This is a genomic window from Nonomuraea sp. NPDC004186, from assembly GCF_053603495.1.
On record NZ_JBSGFQ010000003.1, the window covers coordinates 13,835 to 35,663 of the forward strand.

Genomic DNA, 21,829 nt, shown 5'->3' on the forward strand with positions numbered 1-21,829 from the left:
TTACGGAGCGGCGCGCCGGATCAGGCCCGCCAGCGCCGAGCCGATGATCAGCCAGACGATCGCGGCCAGGCCGTAGTTGACCAGCGCGGTCCAGCGCGGGTCGGCGAGCTGGAACAGGTTGGCCAGGCCCAGCGACAGCCAGCCTGCGAGCGACTCGACGAACTGGTACCAGACGTTGGCCGGGTTGGCCTTGAACACCGTGAAGACCGCGTACAGGATCACGACCAGCGCCGCCATCCGCGAGGCGACCTTGACCAGATAGGCCAGGGCCGACACGGTCCGGGTCCAGACCGTCACGGCCGGGCCGCCGGGCCGGGCGGGTCTGTGGGGGCGCGGCGGGGCGGAGGAGGCGACGAGCCGGTCTCCGGCGTGCGGCGGTTGGGGGGCGTTGGTCACGGCCGGTCCTCTCCGATAAGTAATTCCTTTCTTCCCATTCCCACGGTCCCACAACAAGAGGCCGTTACGGGTCGTTGGACGGCGTTTGGCATCCTGCACATGTGACGACTTCCGTTGGATTCGACCTTGACATGACATTGGCGGACACGCGAGAGGGCATCGCGGCCGTTTACGACGAGCTGTCCGTGCGTTTGGGCGTGCCCATTGACTCGGCCGCGGTGGTGACCCGGCTGGGGCCGCCGCTGGAGGTGGAGCTGGCCAACTGGCTGCCCGCCACGGAGGTCGCCGCGGCCGCCGACCTTTATAGGGAGATATATCCGCAAATAGGGGTGCCGGTGCACACGGCCATGGCAGGCGCGTACGACGCCATCGAGGCCGTACGCGCAGGCGGCGGCCGGGTGATCGTGGTGACCGGCAAGAACCTGCGTGACGCCATCGGCACGGTCAAGGTGCTCGGTCTGGCCGTGGACGAAGTGGTCGGTTCCGTTTTCGGAGCCGCGAAGGGATCGGCACTCGCGCGGTTCGGCGCGGCGGCTTATGTTGGTGACCATGTCGCGGACATCGAGGCGGCGCGCGCGGGCGGCGCCGTGAGCGTGGCGGTCGCGACCGGTCCATACACGGCAGGGGAGCTGCGTGAACACGGAGCCGATGTGGCGCTGGCCAACCTGACCGAATTCGCCACCTGGTTCGCAGGTTGGCGCAAGCATGATGAACTCCGGTAATTGCCCGGGATTTACCCGGTCGCCCTGGCGCGCTCCGGGGCATAACCTACATCCATCCATCTTTTCGACTGTTTGAACGAGGTCCTCCTGTGCCGAGTGGCAAGGTCAAGTGGTACGACGCCGACAAGGGTTTCGGCTTCCTCACCCGCGACGACGGCGGTGAGGTCTTCGTGCATTCCTCCGCGCTTCCCACAGGTGCGGCCCCGCTCAAGCCCGGCCAGAAGGTCGAGTTCGGCGTGGCCGAAGGGCGCCGCGGCCAGCAGGCGCTCTCGGTGCGGATTCTCGAGCAGCCGCCGACGCTGGCCAAGCCCAAGCCCAAGGCCAAGCGGAAGAAGCCGGATGAGATGGTCGTCATCGTCGAGGACCTGATCAAGCTGCTCGACGACGTCTCGACGTCCTACCAGCGGGGCAAGCACCCGGAGGCGGCCCACGCCAAGAAGATCGCGCAGGTGCTCAGGGCCGTCGCCGACGACCTCGACGCCTGAGACCCCGGCGTCAGGTGTTCGGATTGGTGAGGGGTTTGGTCGGGTCGAGCGTGTCGGTCAGCTGGAGCTCCTGACCGCCCGCCTCGGCCCGCTGCCTGCGCAGCTTGTCGTCGGTCGCCCGCACGCGCCGCCGCCTGGCGATCAGCAGCCAGCCGAGCGTGGCCGTCAGCGCGACGGCCAGCGTGACCAGCCCGGCCACGCTGCTCTCCGACAGCGACAGCACCAGCCCGACCAGGCCGCCGAACACCCAGGCGAGCTGGAGCATCGCCTCGACCACGCCGAACGTGGACGAGCGCACCTCCTCGCCGATCTCCCGCTGCACGATCGCGTCGAGCGCGAGCTTGCCCAGCTCCTGGGCGAAGGCCGTGACCAGCGAGATGGCCAGCGCGGTCCACAGGCCGAAGAAGATCGCGGTCGCGATGCTGGTCACGACGGTCACGGCCAGCGTGACCAGCACGATCAGCTGCGGCGAGTGATTACGCGTCCAGTTGGCCACGGCGGCGCCGGCCAGGCCCCCCAGCCCGGCCGCGGCCGCCAGCAGCGCGATCGTCTTGGGGATGTCGAAGAACGGATCCTGCAGCTGCCCGGCCGCGAGCCAGGGCACCGCCTTGTCCTGCACCAGGAACAGCAGGAAGAACAGCAGGAACCCGGAGAAGACGCGCAGCGCCACGTTGGCCCAGACGGCCTCGGCCACCGCGGGGCCCACCTTGAGCAGGGTGCGCCAGCGCGGCGCGGCTCCCTCCTCCTCCAGGTCGGGCGAGTCGATGTGGCGCGGCAGGCGTACGGCGGCGACTCCCAGCAGCAGGAAGGCCACCATCGCGACGCGCAGCACCAGCGCGCTGCCCAGCCAGGCGGTCAGCCCGGCGCCGAGCGGCACCGCGACCCCCGCGGAGACTAACGTGAACAGCGCCACCCGCGCGTTCGCCGACACCAGCGTGATGTCCGCGGGCAGCACGCTCGGCATGATCGCGGCCCGCGACACGTTGTACGCCTTCGACAGCACGAGCACGCCCAGCGCCCCGATGAACAGCGTGGGCAGGTCGCCGGGGCCCACCGCGGCCGCCATCGCGAAGCAGAGCAGCCCCCGCCCGAACAGCGTGCCCGCCATCACGTAGCGCCGCCCCGACCTGAACCGGTCGAGGATCGGCCCCACGAACGGCGCCAGCAGCCCGAACGGCAGCATCGTGATGACCAGGTAGAGGGCCACCGAGCCGCGGGCCTCGCCCACGGGCACGCCGAAGAACACCGTGCTCGCCAGTGCCACCGTGACCAGCGCGTCACTCGCGCTGTTGCCCGCCGACAGCTCGATCAGCCGGCCGAGCCCGGTGCGGCCGGCGCCGTTGGCGTAGGTGAGGCGCCGGGTGGCCTTGCCGACTTTTCGCGCACCTTTTGCCGTGGCCTTGCCCGCCCGTGCAGTGCCGCTGGCCGTGGCCTTGCTCGCGCGCACGGTGGCGCCGGCAGTGGCCCTGCTCGCGCGCACACCGGCGCGTCCCGCGTCGGCGGCCCCGCGTGCCACCCGCCGCGAGATGTCGCGTGCTCGGCCCCAGCCTCCCTCCACGCATACCAGTCTTACCTGATTCATCCGCGATCTCGGTGCGGGATCCCCCGTTGTGGGACTCTCAGGTCCGCCCATGGGTGAGAATGAAGTGTGAGCGAACAGCACCTTTCGGCGGAGGGCCCCCGATGAGCCGCACCAGGGCCCGCGTCTCCGCTCCCGACCAGGCCTGTGTCGCCGCGGTCGATCTGGCGCGCAGCGCGGCCGAGGAGCTCGCGTGGCCGGGCGAGCCCGGCGAGCACCTCGGGTTCGAGGGCGAGGGCGACCGGATCGTCACCCATTACTTCGCCTGTCTCGACCGGGCATACCGCGGCTGGCGCTGGGCCGTCACCGTCACGCGTGCCTCGCGGGCCAAGAAGGTCACGGTCAGCGAGGCCGTCCTGCTGCCCGGCTCGGGCGCGCTGCTCGCGCCCGAGTGGCTGCCGTGGAGCGAGCGACTGCGCCCCGGCGACCTCGGGGTGGGCGACCTGCTGCCGACCTCTGAGGACGACGACAGGCTCGCGCCGGGCTTCACCGAGACCGACGACGACGGCGACCAACAGGCGGTTTTCGAGTACGGCCTGGGCCGGGCACGTGTGCTCTCGGCCATCGGCAAGGACCTGGCGGCCAGACGCTGGCACTCGGGCGAGCACGGGCCGCACACGCCGATCGCACACGCCGCTCCCGCGCAATGCTCCACCTGCGGCTTCTACTGGCCGCTGGCGGGTGGCTTGCGGCAGACGTTCGGGGTCTGCGCCAATGAGTACGCTCCTGACGACGGCAAGGTCGTCGCCGCCGACCACGGCTGCGGCGCCCACTCCGAGGCCGCCGTCCTGCCGCCGACCGTCGAGCAGGCCACGCCGATCCTCGACGACCTGGGCTATGACCTGATGGAGGAGGAGGCGGGCTCGGTCGACGAGTCGGCCTCCGAAGAACTCGGCCATTCCTGACAGAGCAGGCCGCTAACCTACGCGTGGCCGTTACCCCTCTACCAGGATCGTGATCGATGACCGACACCTATGGCACTGACCGGATGCGAGCCGCCGTCCTCTCCGCGTGGACGGCCTCGCCCGCGAGGTTCCGCGAAGACGCCAACGCCGAAGAGGACTTCGCGCTCGGCGGCTACCGGGACCGGCTGATCGTCGAGCTCGCCCAGAACGCCGCCGACGCGGCCTTGCGCGCGGGTGTGCCGGGGGTGCTGCGGCTGACGCTCAGGGGCGACGTGCTGACGGCCGCCAACACCGGCGCCCCGCTCGACGCGACCGGTGTCGAGGGCCTGTCGACGCTGCGCGTCTCCGGCAAACGCGGCGAGGTGGGCGCGGCCGGGCGGTTCGGCGTCGGGTTCGCCGCGGTGGTCTCGGTCTGCGACGAGCCCGCCATCTGCTCGCGCGGCAGCGGCGCGGTCCGCTGGTCGCGTTCGGAGACCACGGCCGCGGTGGCGGAGATCCCCGCGCTCGCGGGCGAGCTGGCCGACCGTTCGGGGCATGTTCCGCTGCTCAGGCTGCCGTTCGACGCGCCGCCGCTCGACGTGCCCGAGGGTTTCGACACCGTCGTACACCTGCCGCTGCGTGACCCGGTCTGCGTGGACGCGGTCCGGGTCATGCTCGCCGAGACCAGCCCTGCGCTGCTGCTCGGCATGCCCGCGCTGGAGGCCATCGAGATCGACCTCGACGGGTCGGTCCGCACCGTGGCCGCCGACGGCTGGCACGTGGTCTCGGAGTCGGGGGAGTTCACGGCCGAGGAGGTGAGCCGGCTCTTCGCCGACCGGCCCACCGAGGAGCGCGCCCGCCCCTACTGGTCGCTGCGCTGGGCGGTGCCGCTCACCGGCACCGGCGAGCCAGGGCCGCTGCCCGCCGCGGTGCCGCCGGTGGTGCACGCGCCGACGCCCAGCGACGAGCCGCTCGACCTGCCCGCGCTGCTGATTGCGTCGTTCCCGATGGCCACCGACCGGCGCCACTTCGCCAAGGGGCCGCTGACCGACTTCCTGGTCGAGCGGGTGGCCGACGCCTACGTCCGCCTGCTCCAGGAGCTGCCGCGCACGCCCAAGCTGCTCGACCTGGTGCCGTCGCTGATGGGCAAGGGCGAGCTGGACGCCAGGATCCGCCGGGCCGTGCTGGCCAGGCTGCCCTCGACGCCGCTGCTGCCGGCGCTGTCCGCGCCCGCGCCCGCCGTGCAGACCCCGTCCTTCGCCGACGCGGAGGTCTACGAGCCCGACGCGCAGTGGCAGGTCGAGCACCCCGCCCGTGAGCCCGGCGACGACGGATGGGTGGTCGCGGGCCAGGAGGCCGCCGTGGTGGCCGCCGGCTCCGCCGAACTGCTCGCGGCGGTCGCCGACTTCGTGCCGGGGCTGCTGCCCGCCGGATGGCCCGCCAGGCATCCGGCGATGGCCGCGCTGGGCGTGCGCAGGGTCGAGCTGGCCGACGTGATCGATCTGCTGTCGGGCGAGGCCGTGGAGGCGCGCGAGCCGTCGTGGTGGCGCTCGCTCTACGAGGTGCTGCCCGCCGACGATCCCGAGTCGCTGGGCGCCCTGCCGGTGCCGCTGACCGACGGCCGGCTGGTGCGCGGGCCGCGCGGCACGCTGATCCTCACCGACGGCGGGGCCGAGCTGGACCTCAGCCCGCTGGGGCTGCGCATCGTGCACCCCGAGGCGGCCCACCCCGCGCTGCTCAGGCTGGGCGCGGCCGAGGCCACGCCGCGCACGATCCTCGAAGACCCGCTGACCAAGGCCGCCGTCGCGCAGTCGCTCGACAGCCCCGACCCGGAGCCGGTGGCACGGGCCGTGCTGTCGCTGGTGGAGGCCTCGGCGCTGGCGCCCGGCGAGGCGCCGTGGCTGGCCGAGCTGGCCCTGCGCGGCACCGACGGCGAGCTCTACCCCGCCGGTGAGCTGATGCTGGCCGACGGGGCGCTGGCGGGGCTCCTGGAGCCCGGCACGCACCTCGGGGTGGCCGCCTCCGAGCTGGAGGAGGAGTACGGCGCGCGGGTGCTCGCCGCGGCCGGGGTGCTCGACGGGTTCGCGACCGTCCACGAGGCGGACGTGCTGCTCGACCAGGACGACTGCGACCACGACCTCGACGGCGAGGACGACTGGCTCGACCACGTGCTCGACCTGCTGCCCGAGCTGGGCGTGCCGCCGATGGTGCCGGAGTTCCTGGCGGTGCGCGACCTGGAGCTGGTGGCCGACTGGCCGGCCGCCCTCGCGCTGCTGAGCCGCCCGCCGCTGCGGGCCGCCCTCCACCCGCTGCGGGTGGCCGGCGTGGAGGTGCCGTCCTACACGGCGTGGTGGCTGGCCAACCACCCGGTGCTCGACGGGCGCAAGCCGCTGGAGCTGCGGCTGCCCGGGGCCGACCCGCTGCTCCAGGGCCTCTACGCGGACGCGCCCGCGGGGCTCGACGAGGCCGCGCTGTCGATGCTCGGGGTGCGCACGACGCTGTCCGAGCTGCTCGCCTCCCACGGAGGCCCCGAGGAGCTTCTTGACCTGATGGCAGACCCGGCCGTCGAGGTGGACCGGGCGCAGCTGCGGGCCCTGTGGATCGCGCTGGCGGGCGTGGATCCGTCCCGGGTGGCCCCGCCGTCCCGGGTCCGCGCGGTCCTGGCGGGCTCCATCGTGGTGGCCGCCGCGGAGGACGCGGTGGTGGTGGAGGCGCCCGACCTGCTGCAGCTCGTGGTGGACCGGCCGCTCGTGCTGGCCCCGTACGACCTGGCGGAGTCGCTGTCCGAGCTGCTCGACCTGCCGCTGGCCGGGGAGCTGACCTCCGGGGAGGTCACCTCGCAGGGCCAGGTGCGCCCGGTGCCCCCGGAGGTGCAGGCGCTGCTGCCGACGGCGCCCACCAGCTACGTGGAGCACGAGAAGCTGCTGGTGGACGGGGTGGAGTGCACGTGGCGCTTCTTCGAGGGCATGGTCCACTGCACGGGCCTCGACGGGCTCGCCCGCGGCCTGGCCTGGGCGACGGGCCAGTGGAACGACCGGCTGGCGGTGGCCGCGCTGCTGCGTGACCCGGAGTCGGTGCCCCTCCTGCTCGCCGAGTCCGACCTGTCCTGACCGGCTCGGTGGGGAGGCGCCCCCGTGGTGCCTCCCCGGAGCGTCAGGCCGCGCAGGCGGTGGACCTGGCGGGCACCTTGCCCTCCAGCACGTACGCGTCCACCGTCCGCATGACGCACGCGTTGCCCGTCAGGTAGGCCCCGTGGCCCTCGCCCTCGTACGTGACCAGGACGCCCGTCTTGAGCTGGTCCGTGAGCCGGGTGGCCCACTGGTAGGGCGTGGCCGGGTCGCCCTTGCCGCCGATGACCACGATGGGCCCGGAGCCGGTCGCGTCGATGCGCTTGGCCGCGTCGTCGCCCGGCACCGGCCAGTGGGCGCAGGGAGCGCCCGAGCCCTCCACCGACAGGACCGGGAAGATCTTCTCCACCCGGTCGTTGACCTTGGCGACGTCGGCGGCGGTGGGCCGCTCGGCGGTGTCGGCGCAGCTGATCGCCTGCAGGCTCGTCATCATCGTCGTGTACGTCCCGTCGGCCCTGCGCCCCGTGTACGCGTCCGCCAGCATGAGCAGCGCCGTGCCGTTGCCCTTGATCGCCGCCGCGGCGGCCTGCTCCAGCACCTGCCAGGTCGCCTTGGCGTAGAGCGGGGTGATGACGCCGAGCTGGCCCAGCCCGTACGTGAGCTCCCGGTCCCCCACCTTGAGCGGCTTGTCCTTGAGCCCGTCGAGCAGGCCCACGACCGCCTTCTCGACGGCGGCGGGGTCGGCGCCCAGCTCGCAGCTCTGCGCCACGCAGTCCTCGGCGAACGCCTGGAACGCGTGGTCGAAGCCCTCCGCCTGCGTCACCGCCCGCTGCTCCCACGTGACCGTGGGGTCGAAGGCGCTGTCCAGGACGAAACGGCCGACGTTCTTGGGGAACTGGGTGGCGTACACGGCGCCGAGGTGCGTGCCGTACGAGAGACCGAAATAGTTGAGCTGCTTGTCGCCGAGCGCGATCCTGAGCAGGTCGAGGTCCTTGGCGGCGTTCACGGTGCCGACGTACGGCAGGAGCTTGCCCGAGTCCTGCCGGCACGCCGCCGCGAACTCCCCGGCCAGCCGGTCGCCGTCGGCCTCGGTCGTCGACGCGAGCAGCTTGGCGATCTGGCCGCCGCACCTGACGCCGGAGCTGCGGTCGACGCCGCGCGGGTCGAAGCTGACCAGGTCATAGCGGGTGCCCAGGCTCCCGAACGCCCTGGCGGCCTGCGCCATCGTGTCCACGCCGGAGGCGCCGGGGCCGCCGAAGTTGAAGACCAGCGAGCCGAGGCGGTCGCCGGTGGCCTTGACGCGGATGAGCGCGAGGCCGATCTTCTCACCGTCCGGTCTGGCGTGGTCGAGCGGGACCTGGAGCTTGCCGCACTCGACGCCGGGGGCAGGGGGCGCCGGATTGCCGTCCGGGCCCATGAGGTCGGTGCAGGTGCTCCACGCGACCGTACCCGGCTCCTGGGCGGGCCGGTCGGCCGTGCCGCAACCGGCGAGCACCATCGCGCTCAGGAGGACTGTCCCTATGGCCTTCTTCATGCTGACAAGCATGCTGAAGCCGGGATAAGCCGAGGTAGTGGGTGAAAACACCACATCCGGATGACTTCAGCGAAGCGCTGGAGATGACGAATGTCAGTTTCGCTGCCGACGGCGTACGAACCACATGCCGAAGAGCCCGAAGCCGATCCCGGTCACGCAGGTCCAGATCCACCAGGTGTTCTCGGGGGCGGGACGGAAGATCAACAGGGCGACCAGCACGACGGCCCAGACCGCGGTGCCGATGGCGACGGCGGCCGTGTCGTTGGTCTTGATCGGCTCCGGATCGGGATGCCACTGCTTCACGTTGTCCAGCCTAGCTTGCAATAGGGTCTCGATCTCATTACCGACTCTTTCCGCAGCTCATCCTGCCTGTCACTGTTCGCGTCGTGAGCGACACTCGTAACGCTATCGACCGTTTCTTCCAAATCTCCCAACGAGGCTCGACCGTCTCCCGTGAGGTGCGGGGCGGCCTGGCCACGTTCTTCACCATGGCCTACATCGTGGTGCTGAACCCCATCATCATTGCCAACGGCACGGACGTGCAGAAGCAGGTCATCGGCGACGGCACGACGCCCAACGTGGCGCTCGTCGCCGCCGGGACGGCTTTCGTGGCGGGCGTGCTGACGATCCTCATGGGCGTCGTCGGCCGGGTGCCCTTCGCGATGGCGGCGGGCCTGGGCCTGAACGCCTTCGTCACCTTCAACATCGCCTCGGTGATGACCTGGGAAGAGGCCATGGGCCTGGTCTTCCTCGAAGGCGTCATCATCGCCATCCTGGTGCTGACCGGGCTTCGGACGGCGGTCTTCCACGCCATCCCGGCCCAGCTCAAGACCGCCATCAGCGTGGGCATCGGCCTGTTCATCGCGTTGATCGGCTTCGTGGACGCCGGCTTCGTGCGGCGCGTGCCCGCCGGGCCGCCTCTGGAGATGGGCATCGGGGGCAGCCTGACCTCGTGGCCGATCTTCGTGTTCGTGGTCGGCCTGCTCGTCACGGCCGTGATGGTGGCGCGCAAGGTCAAGGGCGCCATCCTGATCGGCATCGTCGGCACCACCGTGCTGGCCATCGTCGTGGAGCTGATCACCAAGTCCGGCCAGTTCTCGGCCAAGAACCCCGGCGGCTGGCAGCTGAACGTCCCGACGGTCCCCGACCAGATCTTCGGCTTCCACAACCCGCTCACGCTGTTCACGGAGTTCGACCCGTTCGGCGCGTTCAGCAGGATCTCCGTGCTGCTGGCCGTGCTGTTCGTCTTCACCCTGCTCATCACGGACTTCTTCGACACCATGGGCACCATCGTGGGCGTCGGCCGCCAGGCGGGCCTGGTGCAGGAGGACGGGACGCTGCCGCGTACCAGGGAGATCCTGCTCGTCGACTCGATCGGCGCGGCGGCCGGCGGCGCCGGGTCCGTCTCCTCCAACACCACCTACATCGAGTCGGCCGCAGGAGTCGGCGAGGGCGCCCGCACCGGTCTGGCCAGCGTGGTCACCGGGTTGCTGTTCCTCGTGGCGATCTTCTTCGCGCCGCTCGTCACGGTCGTCCCGTACGAGGCCGCCGCGCCCGCGCTGATCGTGGTCGGCTTCCTGATGATGACCTCGATCCGCGACATCGACTGGGATGACTTCGAGATCGCGATCCCGGCGTTCCTCACCGTCGTGATCATGCCGTTCACGTACTCGATCTCCAACGGCATCGGCGCCGGCTTCATCAGCTACGTGCTGATCAAGGTCGTGCGGGGCAAGGCGCGCGAGATCCACCCGCTGCTGTGGGGGGTCACGGCGCTGTTCGTCCTGTACTTCGCGATCGGCCCGATCCGCGTGCTCTTCGGCGTCTGAGCAGGTCCCTGAAGCCGCCCTGCGCGTGCGGGGCGGCTTCGAGGTACCAAGGAGGTACCAGATATTTGCTTTCGGAAATTTCTCGACATGCCGTATAGTTAGCAAAGGTAATGACACATGCTAACCAAACCCCAGCCCAAGACGGACCTGCGCAGCGACGCAGGCCTGGCTTCAGCCCTGCGCGTCTCAATGGCAAGGCTGACCAGGCGCCTACGACGACAGGCGGCAGCCCACTCGCTGACTCCCACGCAGTTCGCGACGCTCGCCGCGGTGGAACGGCATTCCGGGATAACCCCCGGCGAATTGGCCGAGCTCGAGAAGGTTCAGCCACCCTCGATGACGCGCGTGATCGCCGCCCTCGAGGAGCGCGGCCTGGTCTCGCGCAGCCCGCATCCGACCGACCGGCGACAGGTGACCGTGACGATCACCGAAGCCGCCGAGAAGCTGCTGAAGGAGGAGCGGCGCCGCAAGGAGGCGTGGCTGACGCAGCGGCTGAAGGAGCTCTCGCCGGAGGAGCGGGCGGTGCTGCGGCAGGCGGCGCCGATTCTGGAGAAGCTCAGCAGGATATAGAGCCTGAAGAACCCAAGACCGGGATGTTCCGGTCGCTCAGGATTCCCAACTACCGCATGTTCGCGGCCGGTGGCATCGTCTCCAACGTCGGCACCTGGCTGCAGCGCACCGCCCAGGACTGGCTGGTGCTCGACCTCACCCACGGCAGCGCGGCGGCGCTCGGAACGGCGACCGCGCTGCAGTTCCTGCCGATGCTGATCTTCGGGATGTTCGGCGGCGTGCTCGCCGACCGTTACCCCAAGCGGCCCATCCTCATCGCCGCCCAGTCGCTCATGGCCACCCTGGCGCTGACCATCGGTGTGCTCACCATGACGGGCTCGGCCCAGGTCTGGCACGTGTACGTGATGGCGTTCCTGCTCGGCCTGATCTCCTGCGTCGAGGTGCCCACGCGGCAGGCGTTCGTGGTCGAGATGGTCGGCCGGCGCGACCTGTCCAACGCCATCGCGCTGAACAGCTCCATCTTCAACCTCGCCCGCGTGGTCGGCCCGGCGCTCGCCGGTGTGCTGATCTACGTGCTCGGCGGCACGGGGCCCATCTTCCTGATCAACGCGACGACCTTCGGCGCGGTGATCTCCAGCCTGGTCTTCATGCGCAGGTCCGAGCTGAACCCCGCCGCGCCCGTGCCCAGGGCCAAGGGCCAGCTCCGCGAGGGGCTCCGGTACGTGATCGAGCGCGAAGAGCTGCTCATGCCGGTGCTGCTGATCGGGTTCGTGTCGATGTTCTCGCAGTCGTTCTCGATGTCGATCGCGCTCATGGCGCGCGAGGTGTTCAAGGCCGGGGCGTCCTCGTTCGGGCTGGCCTCCAGCATGTTCGCGGTGGGGGCGCTCGGGGGCGCGCTGCTCGCGGCGCGCCGGGCACGCCTGTCACGCAAGGTGCTGGTGGCCGGGGCGCTCGGGTTCGGGCTCTTCCAGATCGCCACCGGGCTGGCCCCGTTCTACCCCGTCTACCTGCTGCTGCTGATCCCGACCGGGATCGCGCTGATCACCATCAACACGGCCGCCAACGCCAGCGTCCAGATCGCCACGTCCCCGGACATGCGGGGCCGGGTCATGGGGATCTACATGCTGGTGTTCACCGGCGGGGCTCCCGTGGGCGCGCCGCTCATCGGCTGGCTGTCGGAGCTGGGCGGGCCGCGGGCGGGCGTGATCCTGTCTGGCGCGCTGGTGCTGGTCGGCACCGGGCTGGCGATGCTGGTGACGCGCCTGATCACCGCCCGCGTCGCGAAGCCGGCGCTCGCCGTCGCCTGAGCCCCCACCCCTGGGGCCCAGGCGGCAGGTGGGCAAGAGACAATCAGGTGGTATGAGGCTGTTCGCGGCGCTGGTGCCGCCCGACGAGATCCTGGACGAGATCTCGCGCGCCATCGCGCCGCACGTCGGGCAGGTGCCGGGGCTGCGCTGGCCCGACCGTGCCACCTGGCACATCACGCTGGGCTTCTTCGGCGAGGTGCCCGAGCAGGTGCTGCCCGAGCTGGAGGAGCGCCTGGCCCGCGCCGTACACCGCTACAGCGTCCTCGACCTGGCCTTCACCGGCTTCGGCGCCTTCTCCTCCGCCCGCCGGGCCAGGGTCTTCTGGGTGGGCGTCACGGGCGACTCCATGACGAGGCTGGCGGACTCGGTCAAGGCGGGCGCCCGGCGGGCCGGGGCCGTACAGACCGATGAGAAACGGTTCCACCCGCACCTCACGCTGGCCCGCGCCAAGACGGAGACGGACCTGCGCCCGCTGGTCGAGTCGCTGTCCGGGTTCAGCGGCTCGCCGTGGCGGGCGGAGCAGGTCCGTCTCGTCCGCAGTCACACAGGGCCCCAGGTGAGGTACGAGTCACTCGCCGAATGGGCGCTCGCACCCTCCGGGCAGAGCTAGGCTCCAGACCGTGGATCGTCCTCGCATGTGGCTGCTGCCGATTGTGCTCGGCCTGCTCCTGCTCATCGTCGTCGTCGGCGCCCTGGTGAGCTGATTTACCAGGCGTAGTCCTCGGGGGCCGTCTTGTGACCGGGGAAGATCTCGTCGAGACGGGCCAGCGTGGCCTCGTCAAGGTCGATCTCCAGGGTGCGCAGGCTGCCCTCGAGCTGCTCCAGGGTGCGCGGGCCGATGATCGGCGCGACCACCGCCCGCTGCTTGAGCAGCCAGGCCAGGGCCACGTACGCCGGGTCCTCGCCCAGCTCGTCGCAGAGCTTCTCGTACTGCTCGATCTTGTCGCGGTGCTTCTCGAGCTGCTTGACCATGTGCTCGGAGGCCGAGCGGCCCTTGTCGATCTTGCGCAGCACGCCGCCGAGCAGGCCGCCGGCCAGCGGGCTCCACGGGATCACACCGAGCCCGTAGTCCTCGCACGCGGGCAGCACCTCGAGCTCGACCGCGCGGGTGAGCAGGTTGTAGTGGGACTGCTCGCTGATGAGGCCGTGGACGTTACGCCGGGCGGCCGCCTCCTGGGCCTTGGCGATGTGCCAGCCGGCGAAGTTGGACGACCCCACGTAGATGATCTTGCCCTGCTGGCGCAGGACGTCCATCGCCTCCCAGAACTCCTCGTACGGGGTGTCCCGGTCGACGTGGTGCGCCTGGTAGATGTCGATGTAGTCGGTCTGCAGCCGCTTCAGCGAGGCGTCGCAGGCCCTGCGGATGTTGAGGGCGGACAGCTTCTGGTCGTTGGGCCAGTCGCTCATCTTGCCGTTGAGCTTGGTCGCGATGACGGTCTTCTCCCGGCGCCCGCCGCCCTGGGCGAACCACCGGCCGACGATCTGCTCGGTGATGCCCTCGCCCAGCTTCCAGCCGTACACGTTGGCCGTGTCGAAGAAGTTGATCCCCAGCTCCAACGCCCGGTCCATGATCCCGAAGGAGTCTTCCTCCGTGGTCAGGGGGCCGAAGTTCATGGTGCCGAGGCAGAGCGGACTCACCTGGAGGCCACTGCGTCCGAGGTTGACGTAATCCATGACTTCAACCCTAAAGACCTGGAGTGCACTCCAGGCCATACACTAGGTCCATGATCTCCAATGGAGCGCCGGCGGACCTCCGCGCTTCATGATCGCTTTACTCCGCGCCGCCGTGCCGCTGTTCCTGGCGATGGTCGCGGGCATGGTCGGCTCCCTGGTGGTCACCTCGGTGCTCGGCAAGCATGACACAGTGACGCTGGCCGCGTTCGCGGTCGTGACCGCCGTGCTCAACCCCGCCGGCGCCGCGGTGCAGGGCGCGCTGCGCGGGCTCGGGCCGTTCGTGGCCCCGTACCGGGACGACCCGGCGGCGGCCGTGCCGATCGTGCGGGACGCGCGCTGGCTCAGCCTGGCCACCGGCCTGGTCGGCGCGCTCGCCGTGATCTGCGTGCCGCTGATCGCGAGCGCCACCGGCGTGCCCGGCGAGGTGGTGCGCGAGATGGGCCTGCTGCCGTACTTTCTCGCGGTGTCCCTGCTGGTCTTCGCCTCCACCGGAGGTTCGAGCACCATCCTGATCGCGCTCGGGCACACCCGCGGCGTGCTCTGGCCGACCCTGGTCTCCGGCGTGGTGCTGGGCGGGCTCACCGTCGTGCTGGTACCGCCGCTCGGGCTCACCGGCGTGGGCCTGGCCTGGCTGATCTCGGGCACGGCGGCGGCGCTCGTGGCGACCTACGGCGTGCGGCGCGCGCTCGGGCGGCCCGTCGGGCAGGCCCGGCCGAGGACCGGCGAGATCGTCGCCCTGGCGAAGGTCAGCATCCCGCTGGCCGGGACCGTGCTCATCAAGTTCGGCGTGCTCGGGGTCGTCACCTTCGCGGCCGGCACCACCAGCACGCGCGACACCGCCGCCCACGCGGTGCTGACCACCCTCACCGGCTTCATCATGATGGCCTCGCTCTCCGTCGCCCAGGCCGCGATGCCGGACGTGGCCCGCGCCCCCGACCCGGCGGGTGCGCGCCGGGCCAACCGCACCGCGGCCCTGCTCGCCGTCATGGGGACGCTCACCGGGGCGGGCCTGCTGCTCGGGCTCGGGGAGCAGTCGCTGAGGCTGTTCAGCGACGACGCGGCGGTGCGGGAGCGCGTGCTGGGGCTGCTGCCGCTGATGTTGCTGGCGTCGCTGCTGGACGCGGCCCAGGCGGTGCAGGGCTTCGGCCTCACCGCGCTCAAACGCTCCGCCGCCAGCCTGTCCTACTTCGCGATCGGGTACGGGCTGCTGGTCGTGGCCGCCGTACCCGTGGCCAGGACCTGGGGGATCACCGGCCTGTGGGTGGCCATGGCGGTGGCCAACGGGCTCCTGGTCGTGCTCCAGGGCACCGGTTTCCACCGCCACAGCGCCAACGTCGGGCGGGTCCTCGTCGGCTAGAAACCCGGGAGGGTGAGGTCGCCCGCCCAGGCTTTGTACGTGTACTCGGCGAGCTTGCGGATCCGGCCGGTGTTGACGTCGATCGCGTACGTGACCTCGCCCAGCGTGGGCACGCTGTCCTTGTCCTTGTCCTTGCTCCTCCAGTAGCTGTCCCTCGCCATGTCGCTGACCACCACTTCCGTGGGGCTCTGCCAACCGCCGATGCGCGGGCTTCGAACGTCCTTCGGGACGTCGGTGAACTTGGCCCTGGACAGGATCTTGCCGGTGGTGACGTCGAGTGTGACGACCGTGTCGACGGGGCGGGTCACGAGATGGTCCTTGATCTCCTCACCGTCGAGGTAGGCCAGAGTGCGCCCGTCCGCAGACAGCTCGCTGAGCTGGTCCGCGGACTTGCCCAACGGCGTCACCTTCCCGCCGTCGAACAGACCCAGTCGGTCCTTGTCGTCGCTGACCACGATCGGGCTCCCGCCGTTACCGATCCGCCGCACGTGCCACCCCTCGGGGATCTCGGTCACCTGGCCCGTCTCCATGTCCACCACAGAGCTCGACCCGCCCAGCAGGCCGAGGAAACGCCCGTCGGGGGAGAGCACCAGCACCATCCCGCTCTTCACCATCGTCTCCCGCGTGACGGTCTGCGGGGTGAGCCAGATCCGGCCGTCGGCCAGGTCCCGGACCGCGAACCGCTGGTCCTTCTCGCTGTAGTACGCCACCCGCTTCCCGTCCGAGGAGATCTCCAGGGGGCCGCCGGTGTTCATGTAGTTGTCGGCAGACTGCTCGGTGTACACGCTGAGCGCCTCAGGCATCCGGAAGCTCCCGCCGGTGCTGGTCACCAGCCGCCACTGGGCGCATTCCTTGCCGAAGGTTTTGGTGTTCTTCCGGGGGTCCCATTGCCTGCCGCAGAAGTCGTAGTACGCGTACGCGGCCGGGTCCACGCCGGAGGAGGGGAGCACGTTCGCGATCTCGCCGCTCATCGTGGCGCCGCCCGGGGTGGTGATCAGGACGGTGGCCGTGAGCGCGGCCGCGACCAGCGACGCCAGCGCCGAGCCGAACGTCGCCGCCTTCCACCTGCGAGCCCCCCGCACCGCGCGCTCGGCCAGGTCGACCTCGGGCGCCTGGGCGGCGATCAGCTGGAGCTCGTCACGGAACCGGGTCATCGGTAGACCTCCTCGGGATCGACGTCGTGAAGCAGTTCGGCCAGCTCGGGGGCGAGGGCGCGTAAGCGGCCGAGCGCGTGGCTGGTCTGGCTCTTGACCGTGCCGGGCGAGCAGCCGAGCAGGTCGGCGGTCTCGTCGACGCTGCGGTCCTCGTAGTACCGCAGCACCAGCACGGCCCGCTGCCGTGGCGTCAGGCGCAGGAGCGCCCGCTGCAGCGCCATGCGGTGCAGGCTCTCGTCCTCGGGTCCGGCCCCGTGCCCGATCTCCGGCGGGTGCGCGGTGAGCGTCTCCTTGGCACGCCTGCGCCGCCGCCAGGAGATGTGCTCGTTGACGAGCGCCCTGCGGACGTACGCCTCCGGATTGCCGTCTTTCATCAGCTTGCGCCAGTGCCTGGCCGTCCGCATCAGAACGGTCTGCAGCAGGTCCTCGGCCTGCGGGGCGTTACCGGTGAGCAGGTACGCGGTACGCATCAGCGCGTGCTGGCGTCCGCGGACGAACTCCCTGAAGCCCTCATATGGGTCCATGCCTCTCCTTCCACCCGCTATCAACGCGGACACGAGCGGCGGCGTTGGAGGTCGGTCTTGGGCGGCGACTCGTGGGGCATGATGTCGGAGTGGGGGATGGAGTGATGCGGGCGCTGGCCGCCGCGGGGGCTGTGGCGATGGCCACCAGTGTGCTGTTCACCGTTCCCGCCCGTGCGGCGGTGGCGGACGAGGGGATGGAGAAGCTTTTCACCTTCAAGGACCCCAAGATCACGGAGTCCAGCGGCCTGGCCGTCTCGCCGACGCACGCGGACACCTACTACACGCACAATGACAGCTCCGCCAGCCCCACCTTCTACGCCGTGGACGGCAAGGGGCGGACGCGGGCCACCTTCCAGGTGAAGGGCGCCCAGGCGAGAGACTGGGAGGCCATGGCCGCGACCAAGGACCCGGCCACGGGGCAGGCCACGCTGTGGTTCGCGGACATCGGCGACAACCTCAACGGGGCCTGGCCGGACGTCTCCATCTACCGCGTGGTGGAGCCCCAGACCATCAAGGACGCCACCCTGCCCGCGACCCGCTACCGCTTCCGCTACGCCGACGGCGGCCGCAACGCGGAAGGCATCATGATCAACCCCAAGACGGGGCGGCTCTACGTGGTGTCCAAGGAGTTCTCGGGGTCCGTCTACGCCGCGCCGAAGAAGCTCCGTACCGACAGGACGAACGTCCTGCGCAAGGTGGCCACCGCGCCTCTCATGGCCACGGACGCCGCCTACGCCCCCGACGGCTCCTCGTACGTCATCCGCACGTACTTCTCGGCCACCCTCTACCGCCCGTCGGGCGAGATGATCACCAGGGTGTCGATGCCGGAGCTGAAGCAGGCGGAGTCGATCACGTACACGGCGGACGGCAAGTACCTGCTCACGGGCACGGAGGGGCCCCGAAGCCCGGTCTACCGCGTCACGATCCCCGGCGCCGCCCAACCCGCCACCGCCGCCACCACCCCCAGCCCGACCGCGGCCGCGCGGCAGGCCCCCGCGAAGGACGCGGGCACGACCTCCCAGGCGGCCGTCGACGCGGGCGCGACCGGCTTAACGGCCAAGGACATCCTGATCTGGATCGCCGCCGCCGCGACCGCCCTGGGCACCATCACCTTCATCGCCCGCCGCACCCGCTGACCCCACCCCATCCGGCCCCCGTCCGCCGCTCGGAATGATCGATCGTGAAACGCGATCGTTCCGATGAAAAACATGCGTTGGACTCATAGATGCTCCATCGCCCAGGCTGTCCGCATGACGGCGATGAGACCTCGAACGGACGGCCGCCTGTCGCGCGGGCTGCTCCTGCTCATGTCAGTGGCGACCGGGTTGGCGGTTGCCGGCAACTACTTCGCGCAGCCGCTGCTCGACCTGATCGGCCGGGAGCTGGGCGTCGGGCCGTCGCAGGCGGCGCTGGTGGTGACGGCCGCGCAGGGCGGGTACGCGCTGGGGCTGATCCTGCTGGTGCCGCTCGGCGATCTGGTGGAGCGGCGGCGGCTGGCGGTGGCGCTCTACGCGGCGACCGCGGTGTTCCTGCTGGTGTCGGCCACCGCCCCCAACGGCACGGTGCTCCTGGCCGGCACCGCCCTGACCGCGCTGACCTCGGTGGGAGCGCAGGTCGTGGTGCCGTTCGCGGCGACGCTGGCGGACCCGGCCGAGCGCGGCCGGGTGGTCGGCACCGTGATGACCGGGCTGATGCTCGGGCTGTTGCTGGCGCGCACCGCGTCCGGAGCCCTGTCGGAGGTGGGCGGGTGGCGGACGGTCTACTGGGTGAACGCGGCCCTGATGGCGCTGATGGCCGTGCTGCTGCGTACGTTCCTGCCCCGGCTCGGCGGGGACGGCGGCCGCCTGACCTACCTCGGCCTGCTGCGCTCGACGGTGGCGATGTTCCGGCACGAGCCGCTGCTGCGGTGGCGGGCGGGGATCGGCGCGTTGAGCCTCGCCTCGTTCAGTGTGCTGTGGACGGCGCTGACCTTCCTGCTGTCGGGGTCGCCGTACGACTGGCCTGAGTCGGCCATTGGCCTGTTCGGGCTGGTCGGCGTCGTGGGCGCGCTGACCGCCACGGTGGCGGGGCGGCTGGCCGACCGCGGATACGTACAGGTCGTGACCGGTGCCGGGACGGTGCTGCTGGTGGCGTCCTGGCTGGCGCTCGCGGCGGGGGCGCGGTCCCTGATCTGGCTGGTCGCCGGCGTGGTCGTGCTGGACCTGGCGCATCAGGCGGTGCTCAACAGCAGCCAGAACGTCCTGTTCGCGCTGCGGCCCGAGGCCCGCAACCGGATCAACTCGGCCTTCCTCACCGTCTTCTTCGCCGGGGGAGCGGTGGGGTCCGCGCTGGCGTCCGTGGTCTGGGTGCACGGGGGCTGGACCGGCGTGTTCGTCCTGGGCGCCGCCCTTTCGGCCGGGACCGCCGTGCTCTGGGCCCTGGAACGCATCACCGTCAAGCGGTCGGCGGGCGAATCCCCGAAGACCGTGCTCCGTACCCCCGCCACTGCCAAAGGAGAATGAGCGTGTCTCGCACCGTACTGATCACCGGGGCCACCGGAACCGTGTCCACCGCGCTGATCGACGCGCTGAAAGGAGCCGAGGTCGGCCTCCGCGCGCTCGTCCGCGACGAGTCCGGCGCGGGCCGCCTGTCCGAGCAGGGGGCCGAGGTGTTCGTGGGTGACCTCGACGACGCCCGGTCGCTGCCGCCCGCCTTCGAGGGCGTGCAGGACGTGTGGCTGCTCACCCCGAACGGCCCGCGCGCCCCGGAGCACAGCATGAACGCCGGGTGGGCCGCCCGCCAGGCGGGGGTGGAGCGCGTCGTCCGCCTGTCCGTCGTCGGCGCGGCGCACGACGCGCCGAACCGCAGCGGCAGGCTGCACGCGCTGTCCGACCAGGAGCTCGAACAGTGGGGCATGCGCTGGACGATCCTGCGCCCGCACTGGTTCATGCAGAACCTGCTGAACGAGGCGGGCGACATCGCCGCCACCGGCACGTTCTCGCTGAACCTGGCCTCGGCGCGGATCGGCATGATCGACGTACGCGACATCGCCGGGTGCGCCGCCCGCGTGCTCCTCGACGACCCCGACCGTCACCACGGCAAGACGTACACGCTCACCGGCCCGCGCTCGCTGACGTTCGACGAGGTCGCCGAGCAATTGAGGCTGGCTCTCGGCAGGCCGGTCACGTACCTGCCGGTCGGCGACGACGCCAAGCGCAAGACGCTGCTCGGCTACGGCGTCCCGACCTGGATCGTCGACATGCTGGAGGAGTACGCGCAGGCGTACGCCTCCGGCTGGGGCGACTTCACCACCGACACGGTCGCCGCCCTTCTCGGCCGCCCTCCGCGCGACATCGCCGACTTCGCCCGCGACCACGCCGCGGCGTTCACCTCGACCGGAGGCGGCAAGTGACGCGATCGATCAGGGCCCTCGGCGCGATCCTCGCCGCGCTCGCGCTGGCCGTCACCATGGGCGGCTCCGCCGGAGCGGCCGCGGACCGGCGGGCCGGTGATCTTCCGGCCTCGATCTCGCTGCCCGACGGTTTCCGGCCCGAGGGCATCGCCACCGGCGCCGGCCCCTTCGCCTTCATCAGCTCCATGGCCGACGGCTCCATCTACCGCGCCGACCTGCGCACCGGGCGCGGCGCGATCATCAGCCGCGGACCCGGCACGCCGTCGCTCGGCATGAAGCTCGACTCGCGGGGCCGGCTGTTCGTGGCGGGCGGCACGGGTGGTGACGCGCGGGTCGTCGACTCCCGCACCGGCCGGGTGCTGGCCTCCTACCGGCTGGTCACCGGCCCGGCGTTCGTCAACGACGTCATCCTCACCCGGAACGCCGCGTGGTTCACCGACTCCACCAACCCGGTGCTCTACAAGCTGCCGCTGCGCGGCGGACGGCTGCCCGCCACCGCGGTGCGGATCCCGCTCACCGGGGACCTGGAGTACGGCGACGGCTTCAACGCCAACGGCATCACGCCCACTCCGGACGGCCGGGGCCTGATCGTCGTGCAGTCGAACACCGGCGGGCTGTTCCGCGTCGACCCGTCCGGCGCGACCCGCCGGGTGGACCTGCACGGCGAGTCGCTGCGGGAGGGCGACGGCCTGTTGCTGCGCGGCCGGACGTTGTACGCGGTGCAGAACCGGCTCAACGCCGTGGCCGTCCTGCGCCTGAACGAGACGGGGACCGAGGGCCGCGTCGTGCGGCGGGTGAGCGATCCCAGGTTCGACGTGCCGGCGACCGTGGCCGCCTTCGGGTCCCGGTTGTACCTCCCCAACGCCCGCTTCGACACGACGCCGACCCCGGACACGTCGTACGACGCCGTCGCCATCCCCCGGCCCTGACCTGCGTCAGGACGGCGAGGGACCCGCCCGCCGCCCCTGCCCGCGCATGGTCGCGGTGAAGAACTCTCCGCGCAGGGCCTGCCCGACCACCTCGATCGAGCGGGCCAGCCGGACCAGGCGCGGGCCCTCGTGCCGGTAGACGTCGAGCACGGCCTCGATCGCGTGCGGCGGGAGGTGCCCCTTCAGGTCGACGGCGGCCTTCCGGTAGCCGGTCCTGGCCGCCTCCACGGCGGCGTCGACGTGATAGCGCGCCATGCTGACCAGCGCGATCGGATGGCGCCGGAGGACCTCGTGCTGCCGGTAGTCCGGCGGGAGCGCGTCCAGGAGCCAGGTCGTGGCGGACAACTCCCAGTCGGGGACGCTGGGTGGCCGGACCTCGGGTGGCCACTCCGGCGGAAGATACATGCCGCCATCGTACTCATGTTCGACTGAATGTCCTGGAAAGGCCCGCTGTGCTCACCGGCTCAAGTGCTGGATCGCCCGGAT

General features: G+C 71.1%; 21 protein-coding genes. 13 read left to right on the top strand and 8 right to left on the bottom strand.

All coding sequences use genetic code 11. From position 1 onward, the window contains the following. A complete protein-coding gene (locus ACWEPL_RS03105) occupies window positions 1–396 on the bottom strand; it encodes a hypothetical protein (protein ID WP_363970164.1) in 396 nt (131 codons plus the stop codon). A 74-nt stretch (window positions 397–470) separates the two neighbouring features. Between ACWEPL_RS03105 and ACWEPL_RS03110 the strand changes: the two genes are divergently transcribed. Together ACWEPL_RS03110 and ACWEPL_RS03115 are read left to right on the top strand one after the other, a co-directional pair. Beyond that, window positions 471–1,118 carry an HAD family hydrolase gene (locus ACWEPL_RS03110; protein WP_452434938.1) on the top strand — a complete coding sequence of 216 codons (648 nt, stop codon included), beginning with the start codon at window positions 471–473 and terminating at the stop codon, window positions 1,116–1,118. Between the two features lie 89 nt (window positions 1,119–1,207). Further along, entirely contained in the window at window positions 1,208–1,603 is a 396-nt protein-coding gene (locus ACWEPL_RS03115; RefSeq protein ID WP_185068960.1) for a cold-shock protein, read from the top strand. A 10-nt stretch (window positions 1,604–1,613) separates the two neighbouring features. Here ACWEPL_RS03115 and ACWEPL_RS03120 read toward each other — a convergent pair whose 3' ends face one another. Then, window positions 1,614–3,161, bottom strand: coding sequence for an MFS transporter (locus tag ACWEPL_RS03120; RefSeq protein WP_452434939.1), 1,548 nt, complete (start codon window positions 3,159–3,161; stop codon window positions 1,614–1,616). A gap of 125 nt (window positions 3,162–3,286) precedes the next feature. Between ACWEPL_RS03120 and ACWEPL_RS03125 the strand changes: the two genes are divergently transcribed. Together ACWEPL_RS03125 and ACWEPL_RS03130 are read left to right on the top strand one after the other, a co-directional pair. After that, window positions 3,287–4,087, top strand: a complete 801-nt coding sequence (locus ACWEPL_RS03125) for a DUF3027 domain-containing protein (protein ID WP_363970169.1) — start codon at window positions 3,287–3,289, stop codon at window positions 4,085–4,087. A 56-nt stretch (window positions 4,088–4,143) separates the two neighbouring features. Continuing rightward, window positions 4,144–7,176: a sacsin N-terminal ATP-binding-like domain-containing protein gene (locus tag ACWEPL_RS03130; protein ID WP_452434941.1), complete on the top strand. Its 3,033-nt coding sequence runs from the start codon at window positions 4,144–4,146 to the stop codon at window positions 7,174–7,176. Window positions 7,177–7,219: 43 nt separating this feature from the next. Here the strand turns inward: ACWEPL_RS03130 and ACWEPL_RS03135 are convergent, their stop codons facing one another. Together ACWEPL_RS03135 and ACWEPL_RS03140 are read right to left on the bottom strand one after the other, a co-directional pair. Continuing rightward, window positions 7,220–8,668 (bottom strand): alpha/beta hydrolase, encoded by a 1,449-nt coding sequence (locus tag ACWEPL_RS03135; protein WP_452434943.1) that lies wholly within the window; start codon window positions 8,666–8,668, stop codon window positions 7,220–7,222. Between the two features lie 93 nt (window positions 8,669–8,761). Next, on the bottom strand, window positions 8,762–8,971 hold the full coding sequence (locus tag ACWEPL_RS03140) for a DUF2530 domain-containing protein (RefSeq protein WP_350738492.1): 210 nt from the start codon (window positions 8,969–8,971) through the stop codon (window positions 8,762–8,764). A gap of 83 nt (window positions 8,972–9,054) precedes the next feature. Here ACWEPL_RS03140 and ACWEPL_RS03145 point away from each other — a divergent pair, with 83 nt between their 5' ends. From ACWEPL_RS03145 to thpR, 4 genes are all read left to right on the top strand, one after another. Next, window positions 9,055–10,497, top strand: a complete 1,443-nt coding sequence (locus tag ACWEPL_RS03145; RefSeq protein ID WP_350738489.1) for an NCS2 family permease — start codon at window positions 9,055–9,057, stop codon at window positions 10,495–10,497. Between the two features lie 117 nt (window positions 10,498–10,614). Further along, a complete protein-coding gene (locus ACWEPL_RS03150; RefSeq protein ID WP_355376980.1) occupies window positions 10,615–11,067 on the top strand; it encodes a MarR family winged helix-turn-helix transcriptional regulator in 453 nt (150 codons plus the stop codon). 23 nt (window positions 11,068–11,090) lie between these two features. Continuing rightward, window positions 11,091–12,314 carry an MFS transporter gene (locus ACWEPL_RS03155; RefSeq protein WP_452434946.1) on the top strand — a complete coding sequence of 408 codons (1,224 nt, stop codon included), beginning with the start codon at window positions 11,091–11,093 and terminating at the stop codon, window positions 12,312–12,314. 52 nt (window positions 12,315–12,366) lie between these two features. After that, on the top strand, window positions 12,367–12,924 hold the full coding sequence (gene thpR / locus ACWEPL_RS03160) for an RNA 2',3'-cyclic phosphodiesterase (RefSeq protein ID WP_350738481.1): 558 nt from the start codon (window positions 12,367–12,369) through the stop codon (window positions 12,922–12,924). 95 nt (window positions 12,925–13,019) lie between these two features. On the opposite strand, the gene ACWEPL_RS03165 is transcribed toward thpR, so the two are convergent. Then, entirely contained in the window at window positions 13,020–13,988 is a 969-nt protein-coding gene (locus ACWEPL_RS03165; protein ID WP_452434947.1) for an aldo/keto reductase, read from the bottom strand. Between the two features lie 88 nt (window positions 13,989–14,076). Here ACWEPL_RS03165 and ACWEPL_RS03170 point away from each other — a divergent pair, with 88 nt between their 5' ends. Continuing rightward, complete coding sequence (locus tag ACWEPL_RS03170) at window positions 14,077–15,345, top strand: MATE family efflux transporter (protein WP_452434949.1); 1,269 nt, start codon at window positions 14,077–14,079, stop codon at window positions 15,343–15,345. Here the strand turns inward: ACWEPL_RS03170 and ACWEPL_RS03175 are convergent. Further along, window positions 15,342–16,499: a hypothetical protein gene (locus tag ACWEPL_RS03175; protein WP_452434951.1), complete on the bottom strand. Its 1,158-nt coding sequence runs from the start codon at window positions 16,497–16,499 to the stop codon at window positions 15,342–15,344. The two genes, ACWEPL_RS03170 and ACWEPL_RS03175, sit on opposite strands and share 4 nt — an antisense overlap. Further along, window positions 16,496–17,023 carry a SigE family RNA polymerase sigma factor gene (locus ACWEPL_RS03180; RefSeq protein ID WP_363970183.1) on the bottom strand — a complete coding sequence of 176 codons (528 nt, stop codon included), beginning with the start codon at window positions 17,021–17,023 and terminating at the stop codon, window positions 16,496–16,498. Before ACWEPL_RS03180 ends, ACWEPL_RS03175 begins: the two co-directional genes overlap by 4 nt. Before the next feature lie 89 nt (window positions 17,024–17,112). Here ACWEPL_RS03180 and ACWEPL_RS03185 point away from each other — a divergent pair, with 89 nt between their 5' ends. The 4 genes from ACWEPL_RS03185 (at window position 17,113) to ACWEPL_RS03200 (ending at window position 21,343) form a co-directional block, all read left to right on the top strand. After that, window positions 17,113–18,159, top strand: coding sequence for a hypothetical protein (locus ACWEPL_RS03185; RefSeq protein ID WP_452434952.1), 1,047 nt, complete (start codon window positions 17,113–17,115; stop codon window positions 18,157–18,159). 123 nt (window positions 18,160–18,282) lie between these two features. Continuing rightward, window positions 18,283–19,524, top strand: a complete 1,242-nt coding sequence (locus tag ACWEPL_RS03190) for an MFS transporter (protein WP_452434953.1) — start codon at window positions 18,283–18,285, stop codon at window positions 19,522–19,524. A 2-nt stretch (window positions 19,525–19,526) separates the two neighbouring features. Further along, complete coding sequence (locus ACWEPL_RS03195; protein ID WP_452434954.1) at window positions 19,527–20,414, top strand: SDR family oxidoreductase; 888 nt, start codon at window positions 19,527–19,529, stop codon at window positions 20,412–20,414. Further along, the gene (locus ACWEPL_RS03200) at window positions 20,411–21,343 is read left to right on the top strand and encodes a superoxide dismutase (RefSeq protein ID WP_452434956.1); all 933 of its coding nucleotides are present in this window, start codon (window positions 20,411–20,413) and stop codon (window positions 21,341–21,343) included. Before ACWEPL_RS03195 ends, ACWEPL_RS03200 begins: the two co-directional genes overlap by 4 nt. A 6-nt stretch (window positions 21,344–21,349) precedes the next feature. Here the strand turns inward: ACWEPL_RS03200 and ACWEPL_RS03205 are convergent, their stop codons facing one another. Further along, window positions 21,350–21,748 (bottom strand): hypothetical protein, encoded by a 399-nt coding sequence (locus ACWEPL_RS03205; RefSeq protein ID WP_363970193.1) that lies wholly within the window; start codon window positions 21,746–21,748, stop codon window positions 21,350–21,352. Window positions 21,749–21,829: the final 81 nt, after the last annotated feature.

Excerpts from the sequence above, each read along its gene's own strand:
- ACWEPL_RS03125 (WP_363970169.1), top strand. The coding sequence starts at position 3,287 with ATGAGCCGCACCAGGGCCCGCGTCTCCGCTCCCGACCAGGCCTGTGTC.
- ACWEPL_RS03130 (WP_452434941.1), top strand. The coding sequence starts at position 4,144 with ATGACCGACACCTATGGCACTGACCGGATGCGAGCCGCCGTCCTCTCC.
- ACWEPL_RS03135 (WP_452434943.1), bottom strand. The coding sequence starts at position 8,668 with ATGAAGAAGGCCATAGGGACAGTCCTCCTGAGCGCGATGGTGCTCGCC.
- ACWEPL_RS03150 (WP_355376980.1), top strand. The coding sequence starts at position 10,615 with ATGCTAACCAAACCCCAGCCCAAGACGGACCTGCGCAGCGACGCAGGC.
- ACWEPL_RS03155 (WP_452434946.1), top strand. The coding sequence starts at position 11,091 with ATGTTCCGGTCGCTCAGGATTCCCAACTACCGCATGTTCGCGGCCGGT.
- thpR (WP_350738481.1), top strand. The coding sequence starts at position 12,367 with ATGAGGCTGTTCGCGGCGCTGGTGCCGCCCGACGAGATCCTGGACGAG.
- ACWEPL_RS03165 (WP_452434947.1), bottom strand. The coding sequence starts at position 13,988 with ATGGATTACGTCAACCTCGGACGCAGTGGCCTCCAGGTGAGTCCGCTC.
- ACWEPL_RS03170 (WP_452434949.1), top strand. The coding sequence starts at position 14,077 with ATGATCGCTTTACTCCGCGCCGCCGTGCCGCTGTTCCTGGCGATGGTC.
- ACWEPL_RS03175 (WP_452434951.1), bottom strand. The coding sequence starts at position 16,499 with ATGACCCGGTTCCGTGACGAGCTCCAGCTGATCGCCGCCCAGGCGCCC.
- ACWEPL_RS03180 (WP_363970183.1), bottom strand. The coding sequence starts at position 17,023 with ATGGACCCATATGAGGGCTTCAGGGAGTTCGTCCGCGGACGCCAGCAC.
- ACWEPL_RS03190 (WP_452434953.1), top strand. The coding sequence starts at position 18,283 with ATGAGACCTCGAACGGACGGCCGCCTGTCGCGCGGGCTGCTCCTGCTC.
- ACWEPL_RS03205 (WP_363970193.1), bottom strand. The coding sequence starts at position 21,748 with ATGTATCTTCCGCCGGAGTGGCCACCCGAGGTCCGGCCACCCAGCGTC.